Below are 18,740 nucleotides of genomic sequence, written 5' to 3'. Positions count from 1 at the left end.
GCACGAAATCTCATATGCCTCTCAAGTGTCCGTGAAGCGAAGAGAGCACCTCCTAATCTGATTGCCTTCTTCGAAACGTTCCTTCTGCATTCCTCGCTCTCGACAACACCCCCATTGCTATTTGCACCACCTCCCTTGCGCCACGCTGGATCCCCTCAGAAATCATCCAGACGATCACATCGGGAGACCGGCCATGGGCCTGCAAGAAACAAAAATCGAATCGCTTCCTTTCGTCACTGCCGAACTCAACTACCTCGCGCCGGTTTCCGGCAAGCCGCGCACTTACGCCTTCGATCCGCCGCCGGGCGAGCCCAAGAGCACGTCGCTGCCGGAGCCGCATCAGGTCCCGATCTTCGATGCGCGCCTGATCGCGCAAAATTTCTCGCTCGACCGCGAAGGCTTTGCGCTGGTGCGGCATCCGACCCTGGTGAAGGACTTCAACAACGACGAAGAGGTGAGGGCGGTCTACTATCCCGCCGTCGAGGCCTTCCTGCGCGCAACGCTGAAGGCCGACCGCGTCGTCATCTTCGACCATACCGTGCGCAGGCGCGTCGAGGGCGCCGCGGACATTCGCGACGGTGGCCCGCGTCAGCCGGCAACACGCGTCCACGTCGACCAGACCGCCGTCTCCGGCGCCAACCGTGTGCGCGAGCATCTGCCCGATGAAGCCGAGGAGTTGCTGAAGGGCCGCGTCCAGGTGATCAACCTCTGGCGGCCGATCCGCGGTCCCTTGCGCGATTCACCGCTGGCGATGGCCGACGGCACGACGGTCGCGCCTGACGACCTCGTCGCCTCCGATTTGATCTATCCCAACCGTCGCGGCGAGACCTATTCGGTGAGATACAATCCGAACCACCGCTGGTTCTATTTTCCCGAGATGACGCCGGACGAGGCGCTGCTGCTCAAGTGCTATGATTCCGCAACCGACGGCCGCACCCGCTTCGGGCCGCACACCGCTTTTGTCGATCCGACCACGCCTGCGGATGCGGCGCCGCGCGAAAGCATCGAGGTCCGAACACTGGTTTTTCACAAACAGTAACAATGTGTGATGGCACTGCCGGGCGCGGCCCGGCAGTGGCTTGGAACCCCAGGGAACAACGGAACGTTTGTAGCGCCGGGCAGGGCCAACCCGGAGCGGTGCCGTGCGAGGACAGACGACGCTATTTTCTTGCCTTGCTACTTTTTCGCTTTCCGCCTTTTCAGTTGCACACGCCGAAAGCGGACTTGCTTCTTACTACGGATACGGAAAGGCGGGAAAAGGCGGCGACTTGACCTGCGCGCACCGGACGCGCCCCTTCGGTAGCGTGCTGAGGGTGTCCTACGGGAGCCGCTCGATCCAGTGCCGCGTCAACGATCGCGGCCCCTTCATCCGCGGCCGGATCGTCGATCTCTCGGTGCCGGCCGCCAAAGCCCTCGGCATGATGAGTGCCGGTGTGGTGCGGGTCTCGGTGGAATAGGCCTGCCGGCGCGCTATAGTGCCGCCCAAAGCATGGGTGAGGGGGCGCTATGGCAAAGATCAGGGTGGGACTCGTAGGCTGCGGCTTCGTGTCGGAGCTGCACATGTATGCGTTCCGGCGGGTCTACGGCGTGGATGTCGAGGTCGCGGCGGTCGCTGCGCGCGGCGACCATGTCGTCGAATTTGCGCACCGTCACCAGATCCCGCGGGTCTATCGCAGCTTTGCCGAGCTGATCGCAGACCGCGAACTCGATGTCATCGACATCTGCACGCCGCCCAATCTTCATGCCGGGATGATCGTCGCCGCCATGCAGGCCGGCAAGCACGTGATCTGCGAAAAGCCGTTCGCCGGCTATTTCGGCCGTGAGGGCGACCGGCAGCCGATCGGCAAGCATGTGTCGAAGGCGCTGATGTATGAGCGCGTCTTGGAGGAGATGGACGCCACGCGGGCCGCGATCGAGCGCACCGGAAAGCTCTTCATGTATGCCGAGGACTGGATCTACGCACCCGCGGTGACCAAGACCGCAGAGATTCTAAGAGCGACCAAAGACAAAATCCTGTTCATGAAGGGTGAGGAGAGCCATTCCGGCTCGCATGCGGCCCACGCCGCGCAATGGGCGATGACCGGTGGCGGTTCGCTGATCCGGATGGGGTGCCATCCGCTCTCCGCCGTGCTGTATCTCAAGCAGGTCGAGGCGAAGGCGCGCGGCGAAACCATCCGCGTCGCCAGCGTCACCGGCGATGTCGGCAACGTCACGGCTGTCCTGAAGCCGGAGGAGCGCATCTACATCAAGGCCAATCCGGTCGACGTCGAGGATTGGGGCATGCTGACCGCCACCTTCTCGGACGGCACCAAGGCCACCGTGTTCTCCGGCGACATGATCATGGGCGGCGTGCGCAATCTGATCGAGACCTACACGTCAGGCGGCTCGCTGTTCGCCAACATCACGCCGAACACGCATCTGATGAGCTACCAGACCTCCGAGGAGAAGCTCGCCTCTGTCTACATCACCGAAAAGGTCGATCGCAAAACCGGCTGGCAATATGTCTGCCTCGAGGAGGAGTGGACGCGCGGCTACCTCCAGGAGATCCAGGATTTTATGGAATGCGCCGCGAGCGGAAGGCTGCCGCTGTCGGATCTGGCGCTGGCGTACGAGACGATCAAGGTGAACTACGCGGGGTATTGGGCGGCGGAGGAGGGACGGCGGGTGGTATTGTAGAGAGTCGTCGTAGCGAATGATTGGTCCGCGCGCTTATTTTCCTTCTCCCCTTGTGGGAGAAGGTGGCGCGAAGCGCCGGATGAGGGGTTGCGTCAGCGAACCCAAATGCGAGAGATTCAAGCGCTGAGACAACCCCTCACCCGTCTCACCGCTTCGCGGCGAGCCACCCTCTCCCACAAGGCCCACAAGGGGAGAGGGGCGGACCGTCTGCGCGGCTTGAATCCTACGTCCCGTAAGTCGACCCCTTCGGCAGCGGAAACACCGGATCTTGCGTGCGAATGTTCGTCGGCCACACCACCGAGATATGCTCGCCGGCGTTCTGCATCACGACCGGGGTCGAGCGCTCGTTCTGGCCGGAGAGCGGCGTGCCCGGCGGGAAGAATTTCACGCCATAGCCCTGGATGGTGCCGCCGGCGGGAATGTCGACGTCGAGCGCAGCCTTGCGAATGGCCTCGGGCTCGAAGCTGCCGTACTTGTCCTTGGCGACCGGCAGCACGTTGTTGAGCAGCACCCAGGTCTGGTTGAAACCCATCGAGCAGTGCGGCGGCACGTCGGTGGCGCCGGTCTTGGCCAGGTAGCGCGAGACCATGGTCTTGGTCAGATCGCCGATGCCCGGTGCAAGCTTGGCGGCATCGAGCAGTTGCGCCGGCACCGGATCGATGTTGCAGAAATTGTCGATGTCGGGGCCGAAGGTCGCGCGCAGCTTGTCGAGCTGGCTGTAGCCGGCGCCCGCGCCGAACAGCATCTTGAAGCGCAGGCCGCTCTCGCGGGCCTGACGCAGGAACAGGGTGATGTCGGGGTTGTAGCCGGCATGCGAGATCACATCGACCTTGGCGCGCTTGAGCTTGGTCACAAGCACCGAGAGGTCGGGCGCGGAAGCTGAATAGCCTTCGCGCATCACCACCTGGATGCCCGCCTGCTTGGCATAGGCCTCGTCGGCCGCGGCGACGCCGACGCCATAAGGGCCGTCCTCGTGGATCAGCGCAACCTTGACGTCCTTCGGGTCCATGCCGAGCTTGCCTTGGGCGTGCTCGGCGACGAAGCCCGCGAAGGCCTGGCCGTACTGATCGGAATGGATCTGCGCGCGAAACACATACTGCAGGTTCTTGTCCTTGAACACGGCAGTCGAGACCGCGGTCGTGATCCAGAGGATCTTCTTCTGCTGCTCGACCTTCGCCGCCATCGGCACCGCATGCGCGCTGGAATAGACGCCGTTGATGATGTCGATTTTTTCCTGGCTGATCAGCCGCTCGGCCTCGTTGATCGCCACGTCCGCCTTGCTCTGCGAGTCCGCCGCGACCGGTACGATCTTGGTCTTGCCGCCGATGCCGCCCTTTTCGTTGACGAGGTCGATGGCGATCTGTGCGCCGACCGAGGAGGCGACCGAGCCGCCGGCGGCGAACGGACCGGTGAGGTCGTAGATCAGGCCGATGCGTAAATTCTCGGCTTGCGCCTGGGCCCGTGTCCAATCGAGGCTGAGTGCGGCGGCGGCCGCCGAGCTCTTCAGCAGCTGCCTGCGTGAAGTCGGCATCCTATCCTCCCTCAAAAACCGTCTTTGTGACTGGCTCTATTTTTTGCGAAGTATTCAGAGCGGACGGTAGAAAGTCAACATCGCCCAAGGTCGATACGCGCGCTGGCCACGACACAACGCATCTGCGAAAGGCAAAGAAAAGCCCACCGCTCCGTGCGGAGCGATGGGCTTGATGTCAGCGCGAACCGATTGCTGCGACAGTTTCACGACGTTCGGCCGTCGCCCGCGCCGCTCGCATTGATCCTCGTGACGCAGCAAGACTGGCTCGCGTAGCCCCGTTCCAGGGATTGCCGCTGCCGGTGCCGATCCAGCGCCAGATCGACGAGGCGCGTCAGCAGCTCACCATATGGTACGCCCGAGGCTTCCATCATCTTCGGATACATGCTGATCGACGTGAAGCCGGGCAGGGTGTTGATCTCGTTGAAGCAGAATTTTCCGATTTGCCGGTCGAGAAAAAAGTCGACGCGCGCGAAGCCGCTGCATTCGAGCGCCGCGAACACTTCTGTGGCGAGTGACCGCACGCGCTCCATCTGCGCTGCGTCTAACCTGGCCGGAAGGTCAACCCGGGCGCCATCGGGATCGAGATATTTAGCCTCATACGAATAGAACTCGTGATGGGCATTGGGATTCAGCTCGCTGGCGACGCTTGAAAACAGCGTCTCGCCCTCGAGCACCGCGACCTCGATTTCGCGCGCATCGATGCCCTGTTCGACCAGCACCTTGACGTCATAGCGAAATGCGTCGTCGAGCGCCGTGCCGAGCACATCCCAAGTCTTGACCTTGTGAATGCCGACACTGGAGCCCATGTTGCATGGCTTGACGAAGACCGGGAGGCTCAAACCTTCGACCGCCTTGGCGAGCGACGAGGTGCGGTCCTGAATGAAGGCCTTGCGGGTGAGCACATGATAGGGCGCGACCGGAATGCCGGCGAACTCAGCGAGCCGCTTGGCGACATCCTTGTCCATGCTGACGGCGGAGGCGAGAACGCCCGATCCTACATAGGCGACCTCCGCCAATTCCAGGAGGCCCTGCACGGTGCCGTCCTCGCAAAGCGGCCCATGCATGACCGGAAAGACGACGTCGATCTCGATCGGGGCGGCCGCTCCTTGCGTGATCGGCATGAGGGCGCCGCGTCCATCAGGTCCTCTGGCGAGCCGCATCTCCGGCGCATCGGGCAGGATCGGCAAGGATGCCGCCCGCACCTGATCGAGCGCATGAAGATCGTTCCATTGCCACCGGCCCGTCTTGTCGATGGAGACCGGGATCACCTCGAAGCGGGTGCGGTCGAGATGATGGAGCACGGAGGCCGCCGATTTCAGCGAGACCTCATGCTCGCCGGACCTGCCGCCATAGAGAACAACGACGCGAATTTTATCTGCCATGGTTCAATTATCACGCGCTCTGCCCGGAAGTCACCTGTGTTACCCCCGGTTCAAGCGTCGACAAGGCGACCAAAACAATTCGGCGCCGGCGAGGCACGACGGCGCCGTGTCTCGATGAGGCTCGCGGCGCCTCAGCCCGGACCTGCGAAACGGCACTCAGGATTGCGAGAGGGGAGCTGAGGTCTAGCGCTTGCGCAAATCGTGGGCAGCGACGCGCGCGGCCCTAGCGGCCAGCTTGCTCTCCTCCCGCAACATATCGACGAAGGCGCGAAGCCCGGCCGCCATATGCCGGTGACCTGGATAATAGAGGCGCAAGCCAGGGAATGGCGGCGTCCAGTCTTCGAGCACGGCTTGCAAGGTGCCATCGGTGAGATGTTTCGCAACCCAGAAATCGCTGACGAATGCCAGTCCCAGTCCTTCAAGCGCGGCTTCCACCATCAGACTGTCATTGTCGAGCGTGAGCCGGCCCGGCACATCCAGCGCCATCTCCTCTCCACGCTTTTCGAACTCCCAGCGATACAGCGTTCCGCCCGGCATGCGCCTGCGAATGCACTCATGGCTGAGCAGATCCGACGGCGACTTTGGCAATGAAACGCGTGCGAAATAGCTGGGTGCGCCGACGACGATGAAACGCGATGCCGTACCGCAAGCGACGGAGACCATGTCCTGCGGCACGGCTTCGGCCAGCCGAATTCCCGCATCGAAGCCCTCCGCGACGATATCGATGGTGCGGCCCTCCAAGGTCAGTTCGACGTTCATGTCAGGATAGCGCCGCAGGAATTTCGCAACGACGGGGCGGAGGATCTGGTGCGCGGCACGCTCTTTCAGATTGATGCGAAGGGTTCCCGTCGGCGTATCGCGAAACTCGTTCACATCTTCCATCGCGCCGGCAATTTCACGCAACGCGGGGCTGACGCGCGCGAGAAAGCGCTCGCCTGCTTCTGATAACGACACGCTGCGGGTGGTGCGGTTGATCAGACGCACGCCGAGGCGTTTTTCCAGCCCGGCAATCGCATGGCTCAATGCCGAAGGCGAAATGCCGAGCTCGGTTGCGGCGGCGCGAAAGCTGCGATGCGCGGAAATCGCGGCAACGGCGTTCAGCTCGAAAAGACCGGTGTGAAGCATTGTACGATATCCTGCATCAGGTCATGCCAGTTTATGCCGATTATTGCACTAATCAACCGGCCTATATGGAGACCACACTCGAGACTGGGAAGAGATCTCACATGGCAAAAACATTCCTCATCACTGGCGTTTCATCCGGCTTCGGCCGCGCGTTGGCGGAGGCTGCATTGAGCGACGGCCATGCCGTCGCCGGCACCGTGCGCAACGACGCCGACAGGCAAAATTTCGAAGCGCTCGGTCGAAGCGCGCATGCGATGGTCCTTGACGTGACCGATACCAAGGCTATCGCGCCTGCCGTTGCCGACATCGAAAGCAAGATCGGCGCGATCGAAATCCTGGTGAACAATGCCGGCTACGGCCACGAAGGCATTTTGGAAGAATCGTCCATCGACGATCTACGACGCCAGTTCGAGGTCAACGTGTTCGGCGCCGTGGCGATGATCCAGGCCGTGCTGCCGTCCATGCGCCGGCGACGCGCCGGACATATTCTCAACGTCACGTCGATGGGCGGGATCATCACGCTGCCGGGCTTGAGCTACTACCACGGCAGCAAGTTCGCGCTGGAAGGGATCTCCGAATCCCTGGGCAAGGAGGTCAGGGAGCTCGGTATCAAGGTCACCGCGGTTGAGCCGGGCGGTTTCCGCACCGACTGGGCCGGACGATCGATGGTACGAGCAGAACGATCGATCGGGGATTACGACGCGATCATCGATCCGATCCGCAAGCGGCGCATGGAACTGAGTGGCTGGCAGATCGGCGATCCCAAGAAGGCCGCGCTCGCGATGCTGAAAGCAGCCCTGTCGGCAGATCCACCGGCGCATCTGCTGCTCGGCAGCGACGCCGTTCGGCTGGTCGACGAAAAAATGAAATCGTTGCAGGCCGAGTTCGATGCGTGGAAAAGCGTCTCACTCTCCACCGACGTTGCTTAACGCAATCGACGCGATCGGATTGGTTTCGAAGGGCGTCAGCGGATCACGCCGACGCCCTTGCGCTCTCGCCGCTCAACCAGGTCCAGCGCCCTGCGTGGCCGTATACACCGCATAGAGCGACTGGCTCGCCGCCATGAACAGGCGATTGCGCTTGGGGCCGCCGAAGCAGATGTTGCCGCACACCTCGGGCAGGCGGATGCGGCCGAGCAGCTTGCCGCCCGGCGACCACACCGTCACACCGTTATAGCCGACGGCGCGGCCGGCATTGCTGGAGGCCCAGACGTTGCCGTTGACATCGCAGCGCACGCCGTCGGGTCCGCACTTCACGCCGTCGATCACGCAATCGCTGAACTTCTTGAGGTTGGAGAGCTTGTTGTCGCCGCCGACGTCGAACACGAAGATCTCGCCATTGCCGCCGGGCCCGGTGTCGCCCGGTCCCTTGCCGGTCGAGGCGACGTAGAGCTTCTTGTAGTCGGGTGAGAAGCACAGGCCGTTCGGATCCGGCACCTGCTCCTCCGTGACGACGAGGTCGACGCGGCCGGAGGGATCGATCCGATAGCAATTGGTCGGCAGCTCGCGCTTGCCCGGCACGAAGCCGGCCGGCTGTCCGATCCGCGGATTGAGCTTGCCGCCGGAATTGCTCGGACCGCCGGCGACATCGGGCTCGCCTTCGTAGAGCTGGCCGCCATAGGGCGGATCGGTGAACCAGTAGCTGCCGTCGGGATGGGCGACGACATCGTTCGGCGAGTTCAGCTTCTTGCCGTTGTAGCTGTCGCAAAGCACGGTGGCGGTGCCGTCATGCTCGTAGCGCGTCACCCGCCGGGTCAGGTGCTCGCAGGAGAGCTGGCGACCCTGGAAGTCGAACGAGTTGCCGTTGGAGTTGTTGGAGGGCGCGCGGAATACGCTGACGCGACCGTCGTCCTCGCTCCACCGCATCTGCCGGTTGTTGGGGATGTCGCTCCACAACAGATAGCGGCCCTGTGCACTCCATGCCGGGCCTTCGGCCCACAACAGGCCGGTATAGAGACGCTTGATCGCGGTGTTGGGCTGCGCGAGATCGTTGAAGGATGGATCGACCGCGATGATGTCTGGGTCCCAGAAATAGGTGGTCGGCGCGCCGTTGGGGCCGAAATCGCGCGGTGGCGTGGTGATCGTCGTTGGCGGCGCGGCAGGTCCGGTCTGGGCCAGCGCGGAGCCGGCGCCGGCCATTGTGGCGGCGGCGCCGAGCGCAAGCCCCCGAACGAGTGTTCGTCGTGAAAGCGCAGCATCGTGGTCACGCTGCTCGTGGTCACGAGCTTCCTGGCGTGTCATCGCGTCCTCCCGGTCATGTTCGGCTGGCCGGTTGATCCGGCCGAGCATGGGAAGGTTAGTCCGGTCCGATGACGGTTGCGAGGGGGAGGTACGCATCCTCCGCGTGATATCGGGGCGGCAAAAGCGCTGGAACATCGAACATGGAAACGACAAATTCGTCCCGCGTGACGGGTTTGCCGGAACTGCCTGTGGGACATTGCCAAGCTGTGGAGCATGTCAAGCCTTGACCTCGTGCGCGATGCTGGCAGAACGACACACGGGGTGTAAGTCGGAGTTCACTGTGGCAGTCGCTGTCGTCGTACTGGTTTTGCTGCTCGGGATTGCATTTGCGGCCGGCTATTTCACCCGCGACCACGTCTCCCGCAAAAGACGAGCCGAGGCGCGCCGCTGGCGCGAATATACCGAGCCAGATTGGCTCAGTGCCAACGCGCCAGCCAACACCAACGAGGTCGCGAACGCCGGCAAGGTCGCCACCGGCGAGCTCGGTCAGATGCTGGACCGCTGGGAGAGCAGGGCCCGCGCCCGCCGCACGGCGTAGCTTGACGACCCGACCGGCGAAACACACCGGCATCGGGTCGTTGCTGCGCGTCCGGTGACATCGCCGGCGCTGCAGTCATGTCAGCCCTTCTGTCCATCTTTTGGCGTTGCAGTTGCGCCTATTTCTCGTCTAGAAACGGCGCATCGAGCCTCCCGGCAACCAACCGTCAACGGTTTTGACCGAGGATTTGAGGGCTCAACAGGGTCTGGCAATGCTGATTCGCGGCCAAATTGATGGGATTTCGGGGGAGGTGGCTCTGGCCGCCGCCACGATCCCGGCCGCGCTGCTGCCCACCCTCCTTATTGGCGGGCTTCTTCTTACTTGCCCCTGAGGGCCGGCTGGGCGCCATGCGCCTGGGCGCTCAGGGGTTGTACGAGATCACCGGACACCTCGAGCGCCCAGAAGACTGACGGCGCAAAAGCTCAAAAGGAATTTTCGAAATGACCTCCGTGAACAAGTCCGAGAAGGACCGCGTCATCATTTTCGACACCACGCTGCGCGACGGCGAGCAGTGCCCCGGCGCCACCATGACCTACGAGGAGAAGCTCGAGGTCGCCGCGCTGCTGGACGATATGGGGGTCGACGTCATCGAAGCCGGCTTTCCCATCACCTCCGAAGGCGACTTCCAGGCCGTCAGCGAAATCGCCCGCCGCTCCAAGAACGCTGTCATCGCCGGCCTGTCGCGCGCCCATCCGGCCGACATCGACCGCTGTGCCGAGGCGGTGAAATTCGCCAAGCGTGGCCGTGTCCACACGGTGATCGCGACTTCGCCGCTGCATATGCGGGTGAAGCTGAACAAGACCCCGGAGCAGGTGCTCGAGACCTCGGTTGCCATGGTCGCGCGCGCCCGCAACCAGATCGACGACGTCGAATGGTCGGCCGAAGACGGCACCCGCAGCGAGATGGACTATCTGTGCCGCATCGTGGAGGCCGTCATCAAGGCCGGCGCCACCACGGTGAACATTCCGGACACCGTCGGCTACACCACGCCCGACGAATACACCCACTTCATGAAGACGCTGATCGAGCGCGTGCCGAACTCGGACAAGGCGGTGTTCTCCGTGCATTGCCATAACGACCTCGGCATGGCGGTGGCGAACTCGCTGGCCGGCATCGTCGGGGGCGCGCGACAGGTCGAGTGCACCGTCAACGGCATCGGCGAGCGCGCCGGCAACGCCGCGCTGGAAGAGATCGTGATGGCGATCAACGTCCGCAACGACAAATTCCCCTACTGGAACAAGATCGACACCACGCAGCTCACCCGCGCCTCGAAGGTGGTGTCGGCGGCGACCTCGTTCCCGGTGCAGTACAACAAGGCGATCGTCGGCCGCAACGCGTTCGCGCATGAGAGCGGTATCCATCAGGACGGCGTGCTGAAGGACGCCTCGACCTACGAGATCATGCGGCCCGAGATGGTCGGCCTGAAGCAGTCGTCGCTGGTGCTGGGCAAGCATTCCGGCCGCCACGCCTTCGTGCACAAGCTGGAGGAGATGGGCTACAAGCTCGGCCCCAACCAGCTGGAAGATGCGTTCACGCGGATGAAGGCGCTCGCCGACCGCAAGAAGGACATCTACGACGAGGACATCGAGGCGCTGGTCGACGAGGAGATGGCGGCCTCGCACGACCGCATCAAGCTGACCTCGCTGACCGTGATCGCCGGCACCCATGGCCCGCAGCGCGCGACCATGAAGCTCGACGTCGACGGCCAGATCAAGATCGAGGAGGCCGAAGGCAACGGTCCGGTCGATGCGGTGTTCAACTGCATCAAGCGCCTGGTGCCGCACGAAGCCAAGCTGGAGCTGTACCAGGTCCATGCCGTGACCCAAGGCACCGACGCGCAGGCCGAAGTCTCGGTGCGGTTGTCGCATGAGGGACGTGCGATGACCGCGCGCGCGGCGGATCCGGATACGCTGGTGGCCTCGGCAAAAGCCTATCTCGGCGCGCTCAACAAGATCGTCATGAAGCGCCAGCGCGACACCGTGACGACCGCGGCGGCGAGCTGAGGCTCACTCTTACGGCCGATCGGCAGAAACGCGGCGCCCCTGGCGCCGCGTTTTTCATTTGGGACGCGCCATGCGAATGGGGTACATCGCAACAAATATGTTATTAACATGTCATGTTATCATTTCATTAACCGGTAGTGCCACGGGCCACGTCCCGCTGCTGGAGAATTGAAATGTCACTGACCGCTGGTTCCATCGCCTTCACCGGGTTCAACGGCGACGGCAACGACAATCTGTCCTTCGTTGCCCTGGCCGACATCCCGCAGGGCACAGTGATCAACTTCACCGACAGCAACTGGAACGGAACCGGCTTCGCCACCGGCAGCAACGCCGAAAGCACGATCGCCTGGACCGCGACCAGCGCGATTCCCACCGGCACCGTCATCGACATCAACAACATCGGCAAGGGCACGTTCGGCACCAGTGCCGGCTCGGCTACCTTCACCAACGCCAACAATACCGGCCTGTCCAACGACAGCGAGGTCGTCTACGCCTATGTCGGCTCCTCGACCGCGCCGACCTTCCTCGCCGCGATCTCCAATGTCGGCTATGCGACCTCCGACGGCACCCTGACCGGCACCGGCCTCGTCGCCGGTCAGACCGCCGTCGGTTTCACCGGCGGTCTCGACATCGTCGGCTATAACGGCCCGCGCTCCGGCTTTGCCAGCTTCGCCGACTACCTCGCCGCGATCGGCAACACCGCCAACTGGGCCACCCAGAACGGCAGCGGCGACCAAAGCGCCGACGGCACCACGCCGGACGCGCCGTTCCCGACCACCGCCTTCACCGTGGCGGCTGCCGCCACGCAGACGATCTCGTTCTCGCCGGCGAGCGTGTCGATCACCGAAGGTGACAGCGGCACCAAGACCATGACCTTCACGGTTCTGCGCACCGGCGGCACCACCGGCGCGATCAGCTTCTCCGGCAGCTTCGCCGCCGGCACCACCAATGCCGCCGATTTCGGCGGCACGCTTCCGGGCTCGACCTTCAGTGGCAGCATCGCGGACGGCGCGTCCTCCGCGACCGTCACCATTGTCGTCTCCGGTGACACGAGCAGCGAGGACGACGAAAGCTTCACCCTGACGCTCACTGCCGCCTCCAATGCCAGCGCCCCGGTCTCGATCGGCACCGCGGCGGCGACCGGTACCATCGTCAACGACGACGGCGTGACGCTGCTGACCAGCGACGTTGTCGTGATCACGATGGCGGACAACTCCCATCTCATCAACCTGGCTGGCTCCGCCCCGCACGGCACGACGCCGATCACCTGGGTCGCCGGCAGCACGACGCCCGGCGCAATCATCGACAATTTCGGCACCATCACCGGCACCAGCCGAGCGATTGCCACCAGCGGTTCGACCAGCGGCAGCTTCACCATCAACAACAAGACCGGGGCTACCATCACCGCGACCAAGGACGCGGTGAAGATCTCGAACCTGGTCTCCGGCACCAGCGGCACCTTCACCGTCAACAATCAGGGCACGATCTCCTCGACCGGAACCGGCAGCAATGCCGGCCAGGCGCTCGATCTCGACGACATCAATTCGGCTGGCGTGCACACCGTTATCAACAACGCCGCAACCGGCGTGATCTCAGCGGCCGATGCCGACGCGATCCGGGCCGGCGCCAATGCCGCCATCAACAATTATGGCCAGATCGTCAGCCACAATGCCTCGGCGTCTTCGTCCGGCAACGACGCGATCGACTTCCAGTCGGTCAACACCGGTGGTGTCGTCAACAACTATGGCATCATCGACGGCGCGCGCCACGGCATCACCGGCGACCAGCCGATCACCGTCAACAACAACGGCACCATCACCGGAGAGGCCGGCTCCGGCATCAACATGGATAGTGCTGCGAACACGACGACTGTCGTGACCAACCGCGGCACCATTAGCGGCATCTCCTCGAGCGGCGCCGATGCCGACGGCATCGATGTCGACGGCCTGGTCTCGATCGACAACTTTGGAACGATCAAGGCGGTCGGCCTGACCGGCGCCGCGAACGGCCTCAACGAGGCCCTCGCGGTTGGCGGCGGCTTCGTCCACAACGAGGTGGGCGCCCTGATCGTCAGCGACCAGCGCGCGATCACGGTCGACGACAGCAACGACGGCAGCGCCTTCGGCGTCATGACCATCATCAATGACGGCACCATCCGTGGCAACAACGGCGAGGCGATCTCGATCGTCGGCACGTTCGGCGACACCGTCACCAACACTGGCGGCATTTTCGGCAGCGTCGCCACGGATGGCGGCAATGACACACTCACCAACAGCGGCTCCATCATCGGCGACGTCGCGATGGGCGCAGGCGACGATAGCATCAACCTTGCCACTGGTTCGATCGTCACCGGCACGATCGATGGCGGCGACGGGTTCGACACGCTCACGCTTTCGGGCGGCGGTACACTGCTCGGCGCCGTGGTCAATGTCGAGAAGCTCGACATCCAGGGCGGGGTCTGGAGCATCAAGGACGCCACCGGCTACTCCGACATCCAGGTTGAGAGCGGCGCGGTGGTCGTGCTGGAGGGCTCGGCCAACGGAATGGTGGTTGCCGCGGGCGCCGCACAGGCGGTCTTCGGTCTGGCCTCGAACTCCGTGATCTCGGGCAATCAATACATCCAGATCGGCGGCTCGGCCGACGGCACGACGATCGAGACCGGCGGCGAGCAGGATATCCTCGGTGGCGGCATCGCTAGCAACACCAATGTGGACGGCGGCACCCAGAATGTCTTCGGGGTTGCGATCCAGACCTCGATCGCGAATGGCGGAATCCAGCACGTTCACAACAACGCCTTCAGCACCATCGTCAATGCCGGGGGTGAGCAGAACGTCTACATCGACGGCAGCGCGACCGGATCCACCATCAATGCCGGCGGTATCCAAATCGATTGGGGCTTTACGATCATCACGACGATCAGCGGCGGCGGTCAGTACGTGTTCGGCTCGGCGAGCCTGACGACGATCAATTCGGGCCTGCAGGCCGTCGAGAGCGGCGGCACGGCCTCGGACACGACGATCCATGGCGGCGGGCAGAACGTCTATTCGGGTGGAACCGCGATCAACACCACCATGGATGGCGGCATCCAGTCGGTCTACGGCGGGACGGTGGTCCAGACCACGATCAGCAACGGCGCCTTCCAGTACCTTCACGGCAGCGCGTCGATGACGACGGTCAACTCCGGCAGTCAGCAGAACGTCTACGCCGACGGTATCGCGACCGGCACCACGATCAATGCCGGCGGCCTGCAGGTCGATTGGGGCGCCGCCAGCGCCACCATCGTCAACGGTGGCGTGCAATATGTGTATGGCAGCGCGACCGGCACGACGGTCCTGTCCGGCACGCAGCATGTGCAGTCCGGCGGCAGCGCGGACGACACCACGATCGGCTCGGGTGCGATCGCCTATGTCCACGCGGGCGGGGCGATGGACGATGTGATCTTCGCCGGTCCCAATGCCTCTCTGGTGCTCGCTCAGTCGTCGGCGCTCACCGGATCGATCTCCGGCTGGCAGGCCGATGACAGCGTCGACCTCGGCGACGTCCTGTTCAGCGGCGGCGTGACCTCGTTCGCCTATGCGCAGAACAGCGACAACACCGGCGGCACGCTGACGGTCTCCGACGGCACGCATACTGCGTCGCTGAGCCTGCTCGGCCAGTACAGCGCGGCCGACTTTGCGCTGTCCTCTGACGGGCACGGCGGCACCCTAATCACCGATCCGGCGGTGGCGCAGCAGGCCCAACTGGCGCCGGCGCTGCACGGCTGAGGCCGCACACGACCCTGGTTGGCGATAGCAAAGGTCTCCCTGCCGTCGTCCGGTGCGGGCGCTCGGATCTCCCCGCGGGATACCGCATTTTTGCAAGGAGACCCCTGCTAACAGGCAATAGCGCCCGCGCCTGCTTCGCTATAAAGCTGCCTTCAAGTCTCGGGGCCGGCGGTCCGCGCCCCTGAAGGACGTGCGGGAGGAAGCATGCGGAAACTCATCTTGGCTGCGGCATCGGTTGCGGTCCTGTCGCTCTCGCCGGCATCGGCCCAATCGCCGATCATCATCAAGTTCAGCCACGTGGTCGCCACCGATACGCCGAAGGGCAAGGCGTCGGAGAAGTTCAAGGAGCTCGCCGAGAAGTACACCGGCGGCAAGGTCAAGGTCGAGGTCTATCCGAACTCGACGCTCTACAAGGACAAGGAAGAGCTCGAGGCGCTCCAGCTCGGCAGCGTGCAGATGCTGGCGCCGTCCAACTCCAAGTTCGGCCCGCTCGGCATCCGCGAATTCGAGGTGTTCGATCTGCCCTACATCCTTCCCGACCTGAAGACGCTGCGGAAGGTGACGGAAGGCCCGCTCGGCCTTCGGCTGCTTAAGCTGCTGGACTCCAAGGGCATCACGGGCCTGGCCTATTGGGACAACGGCTTCAAGCAGATGAGCGCCAACAAGAAGCTGGTCGCGCCGGCCGACTATCAGGGCGTCAAGTTCCGCATCCAGTCCTCGCGCGTGCTCCAGGCCCAGTTCAAGTCGCTCGGCTCGCTGCCGCAGGTGATGGCGTTCGGGGAAGTCTACCAGGCACTCCAGACCGGCGTCGTCGACGGGCAGGAGAACACCTGGTCGAACATCTATACCCAGAAGATGCACGAGGTGCAGAAGTACATCACCGAGACCAACCACGGTTACATCGGCTACGTCGTGATCGTGAACAAGAAGTTCTGGGACGATCTGCCGGCCGACATCCGCGAGCAGCTTTCGAAGGCGATGAAGGAAGCGACCGACTTCAACAACGCGCAGTCGCAGAAGGAGAACGACGACGCGCTCGCCGAGATCAGGAAGAGCGGCAAGAGCGAGATCATCAAGCTCACGCCGGAGCAGGACGAGGCGATGCGCAAGGCGATGGAGGCGGTCTACAAGGACGCCGCAGGCCGCATCGGCCAACCGTTGATCGACGAGTTCCAGAGGGAAGCGAAGAGCACGACGAACTGATCTTTACAGACGATGAATGAAGGCTTCCGTGCGGGCTGCACGGGAGCCTTTTTGTTGCGAATGATTTCCGATTGCGACTGAACCGAAATTCAGGGGCGTTACATCTTCGAAAGAACGCGCTCCCTGTCCAAGTTGTAAGTTGCGCGTAAGCCGGGCTGCGCCCATCCTCGCAACATCCTTCCAGAGGAGAGTTCGTATGAGGAAGTTCACCATCGCCGCCATCGCCGTGCTCAGCATCGCCGGCTCCGGCGCGGTCTATGCCCAATATCATCGCCCGTGGATGCAGGAGCACATGCGTCACATGCGCATGAATCCGGAAGACCGCGCCGCCTTCGTCGACGCGCGGATCGCCGCCGTCCATGCCGGACTGAAGCTCAACGCCGACCAGGAGACGTTGTGGCCGCCGGTCGAGAGCGCGGTGCGCGAATTCGCCAAGCTGCGCATCGACCGCGCCAATGCGCGGATGGATGCCGGCAAGGACGCCAACAAGGATGCCGACAAGCCGGAGGATCCGGTCGCCCGCCTGCGCCAGCGCGCCGAGGACATGGGGGCGACGTCGGCGGCCCTGAAGAAGATCGCCGATGCCGCCGATCCGCTCTACAAGACCCTGGACGAGGGCCAGAAGCGCCGCCTCGCCGTGCTGACCCGCCACCGCGGCCCGTTCGGCGGCGGCGAAGACGGCCCGCCCCGCCACTTCATGGACCGCATGATGGAGCGCGGCATGGACCACTTCCACCGTGACCGTTTCGACCGCGACGGCGGCCCGGACCGGGACCGCGAGGGCCGGCTCTGAGGCTTCAAGGGCTGTCCGGGATCAACCCTTGCGAAGCCGCTGGAATCCAGCGGCTTTTCGCTTTTTGAGGGATGTGGACGAACCCTTGGCGAACCCTTGGCAAACCCTTGGAAAACTTGCGTGCCGTCGCTTGCCAGACCCGGATCGCTTTGCTAAACGACCGACCTCGCAAGGCATTGACCGCCTTTCGGGCGCATAGCTCAGTTGGTAGAGCAGCTGACTCTTAATCAGCGGGTCCCAGGTTCGAGCCCTGGTGCGCCCACCATATAAATCAAACACTTAGCATCAGTCGTGACGCGGTAAGTGGCCTCATTTTACAGGTCATTTTACAGGTTTGTTCGCGCTTCGAGCTTCAGCACCGCAGCTTCGGCGAGCTGAATATCACGACCCAAGTAATGCGCGTCGAGAATGGCTTCGACGTCCTTTAGCGAGTGACCGGTCACGGCAGCGATCTGTGGTACGGTCGCGCCAGCGATCGCCAGCCGCACCACTGCTGTGCCGCGCAGGTCATGAAACGTCAGGCCGCTGATGCCGGCGCGTTCACAGGCCTTGCCCCAGGACGTGCGAAAGCCGTCAGACGTCCACGGCCGGCCGAGCGTGTTCGTCAGGATCAGCGGTCCACGACGCTCAGTGGTGTCGAGGAGAGCCCGCAACGGCCCACCGGCCGGCATCGCAACGCGCCGGCCGCCCTTAGATTGGCGAAGGCGGATATAAGGGCTGTCGTAGGCGGACCAGGGCAAGCGCAAGAGGTCGCCCTGTCGTTGCCCGCTCCACAGAGCCAGAATGAGGGCGAGTTGAATCTCGGTCGAAGCGACCGACAGAACGGCGGCAATGTCCTGTTCGGACCAAATCTTGTCTTTGCGGTCGGCCACGTAGAGTCGTCCGCCTCGCTCACATGGGTTGGTTGCGATGATGCCGCGATCTTTCGCAAATGACATGAGGCGCGCCAACGTAGTCCAGGCGTAGTCGGCCTTGCGCGGCGTGTTCGAGAACCTGTCACGCCAGCTCTTGAACTCGCCGCGAACCCTTCGGTCGGTGAGTGCGGCGATCGGCAAGTCACCGAATTCGTCCTCGACCAGCTTGATATAGGCAAGGTACGCGCGTCTCGTCGATTGAGCGAGGCCGTTGAACTCTGGTGCGGCCTTGTACTGGGCGACGATCGACATGAACGTGCCAGCACGCGGCTGTCGAATGCTGGCGTGCGCGTCATTAAATTCGCGGATGAATTCTGGCGTGCCCGGCTTGGCCTTGATTTGCGGCCCGCCGCGCCAAGCATAGTAGTAGGTCTTGACCTCGCCAGCAGCGAGGCGGGCGTTGACCTTATGAATTCCTTTCAGAACGACGCGCACGTTTAGCTCTCCATTCATCTAGGGCGGACGATTCCTGTTGTTGCGGCTGTAGGCCGCTCATCACGTCCAATGCGAAGTCGATGGCTTTCAGATCCCAGCGGGTCGTGCCGGGAAGGGACGAAGGCAGCTTGCCGGA

14 protein-coding genes and 1 tRNA gene are annotated in these 18,740 nt (G+C 63.4%); 10 read left to right on the top strand and 5 right to left on the bottom strand.

Features of this window, described 5'->3' with window-relative positions; genetic code table 11:
• Window positions 1-193: 193 nt before the first annotated feature.
• From QCM77_RS30615 to QCM77_RS30605, 3 genes are all read left to right on the top strand, one after another.
• Complete coding sequence (locus QCM77_RS30615; RefSeq protein ID WP_279686096.1) at window positions 194-1,039, top strand: CmcJ/NvfI family oxidoreductase; 846 nt, start codon at window positions 194-196, stop codon at window positions 1,037-1,039.
• Window positions 1,040-1,142: 103 nt separating this feature from the next.
• Window positions 1,143-1,457 carry a septal ring lytic transglycosylase RlpA family protein gene (locus QCM77_RS30610; protein ID WP_279665710.1) on the top strand — a complete coding sequence of 105 codons (315 nt, stop codon included), beginning with the start codon at window positions 1,143-1,145 and terminating at the stop codon, window positions 1,455-1,457.
• A gap of 49 nt (window positions 1,458-1,506) precedes the next feature.
• Window positions 1,507-2,676, top strand: coding sequence for a Gfo/Idh/MocA family protein (locus QCM77_RS30605; protein WP_279665712.1), 1,170 nt, complete (start codon window positions 1,507-1,509; stop codon window positions 2,674-2,676).
• A 223-nt stretch (window positions 2,677-2,899) separates the two neighbouring features.
• On the opposite strand, the gene QCM77_RS30600 is transcribed toward QCM77_RS30605, so the two are convergent.
• The 3 genes from QCM77_RS30600 to QCM77_RS30590 form a co-directional block, all read right to left on the bottom strand.
• Complete coding sequence (locus QCM77_RS30600; protein ID WP_279686095.1) at window positions 2,900-4,207, bottom strand: ABC transporter substrate-binding protein; 1,308 nt, start codon at window positions 4,205-4,207, stop codon at window positions 2,900-2,902.
• A 203-nt stretch (window positions 4,208-4,410) separates the two neighbouring features.
• Window positions 4,411-5,589 carry a D-alanine--D-alanine ligase family protein gene (locus QCM77_RS30595; protein WP_279665714.1) on the bottom strand — a complete coding sequence of 393 codons (1,179 nt, stop codon included), beginning with the start codon at window positions 5,587-5,589 and terminating at the stop codon, window positions 4,411-4,413.
• Window positions 5,590-5,772: 183 nt separating this feature from the next.
• A complete protein-coding gene (locus tag QCM77_RS30590; RefSeq protein ID WP_279665715.1) occupies window positions 5,773-6,714 on the bottom strand; it encodes a LysR family transcriptional regulator in 942 nt (313 codons plus the stop codon).
• Between the two features lie 101 nt (window positions 6,715-6,815).
• Here QCM77_RS30590 and QCM77_RS30585 point away from each other — a divergent pair, with 101 nt between their 5' ends.
• Window positions 6,816-7,643 (top strand): oxidoreductase, encoded by an 828-nt coding sequence (locus QCM77_RS30585; protein ID WP_279686113.1) that lies wholly within the window; start codon window positions 6,816-6,818, stop codon window positions 7,641-7,643.
• A 72-nt stretch (window positions 7,644-7,715) separates the two neighbouring features.
• Here the strand turns inward: QCM77_RS30585 and QCM77_RS30580 are convergent, their stop codons facing one another.
• Entirely contained in the window at window positions 7,716-8,954 is a 1,239-nt protein-coding gene (locus QCM77_RS30580) for an SMP-30/gluconolactonase/LRE family protein (protein WP_279686094.1), read from the bottom strand.
• Window positions 8,955-9,192: 238 nt separating this feature from the next.
• On the opposite strand from QCM77_RS30580, the gene QCM77_RS30575 reads away from it, so the two are divergent.
• The 6 genes from QCM77_RS30575 (at window position 9,193) to QCM77_RS30550 (ending at window position 17,520) form a co-directional block, all read left to right on the top strand.
• Window positions 9,193-9,492, top strand: a complete 300-nt coding sequence (locus QCM77_RS30575; protein ID WP_279686093.1) for a hypothetical protein — start codon at window positions 9,193-9,195, stop codon at window positions 9,490-9,492.
• Between the two features lie 440 nt (window positions 9,493-9,932).
• Complete coding sequence (locus tag QCM77_RS30570) at window positions 9,933-11,495, top strand: 2-isopropylmalate synthase (RefSeq protein WP_279686092.1); 1,563 nt, start codon at window positions 9,933-9,935, stop codon at window positions 11,493-11,495.
• Between the two features lie 173 nt (window positions 11,496-11,668).
• On the top strand, window positions 11,669-15,259 hold the full coding sequence (locus QCM77_RS30565; protein ID WP_279686091.1) for a beta strand repeat-containing protein: 3,591 nt from the start codon (window positions 11,669-11,671) through the stop codon (window positions 15,257-15,259).
• A gap of 204 nt (window positions 15,260-15,463) precedes the next feature.
• Entirely contained in the window at window positions 15,464-16,462 is a 999-nt protein-coding gene (locus QCM77_RS30560) for a TRAP transporter substrate-binding protein (RefSeq protein ID WP_279686090.1), read from the top strand.
• 196 nt (window positions 16,463-16,658) lie between these two features.
• A complete protein-coding gene (locus tag QCM77_RS30555; protein WP_279686089.1) occupies window positions 16,659-17,255 on the top strand; it encodes a Spy/CpxP family protein refolding chaperone in 597 nt (198 codons plus the stop codon).
• Window positions 17,256-17,444: 189 nt separating this feature from the next.
• A tRNA-Lys gene (locus QCM77_RS30550) sits at window positions 17,445-17,520 on the top strand.
• Window positions 17,521-17,581: 61 nt separating this feature from the next.
• Here QCM77_RS30550 and QCM77_RS30545 read toward each other — a convergent pair.
• A complete protein-coding gene (locus tag QCM77_RS30545) occupies window positions 17,582-18,604 on the bottom strand; it encodes a tyrosine-type recombinase/integrase (protein WP_279686088.1) in 1,023 nt (340 codons plus the stop codon).
• Window positions 18,605-18,740: the final 136 nt, after the last annotated feature.

It is taken from the genome of Bradyrhizobium nivariense, from assembly GCF_029846695.2.
GTDB lineage: Bacteria > Pseudomonadota > Alphaproteobacteria > Rhizobiales > Xanthobacteraceae > Bradyrhizobium.
This window is presented reverse-complemented; position numbering and strand designations above follow the sequence as displayed.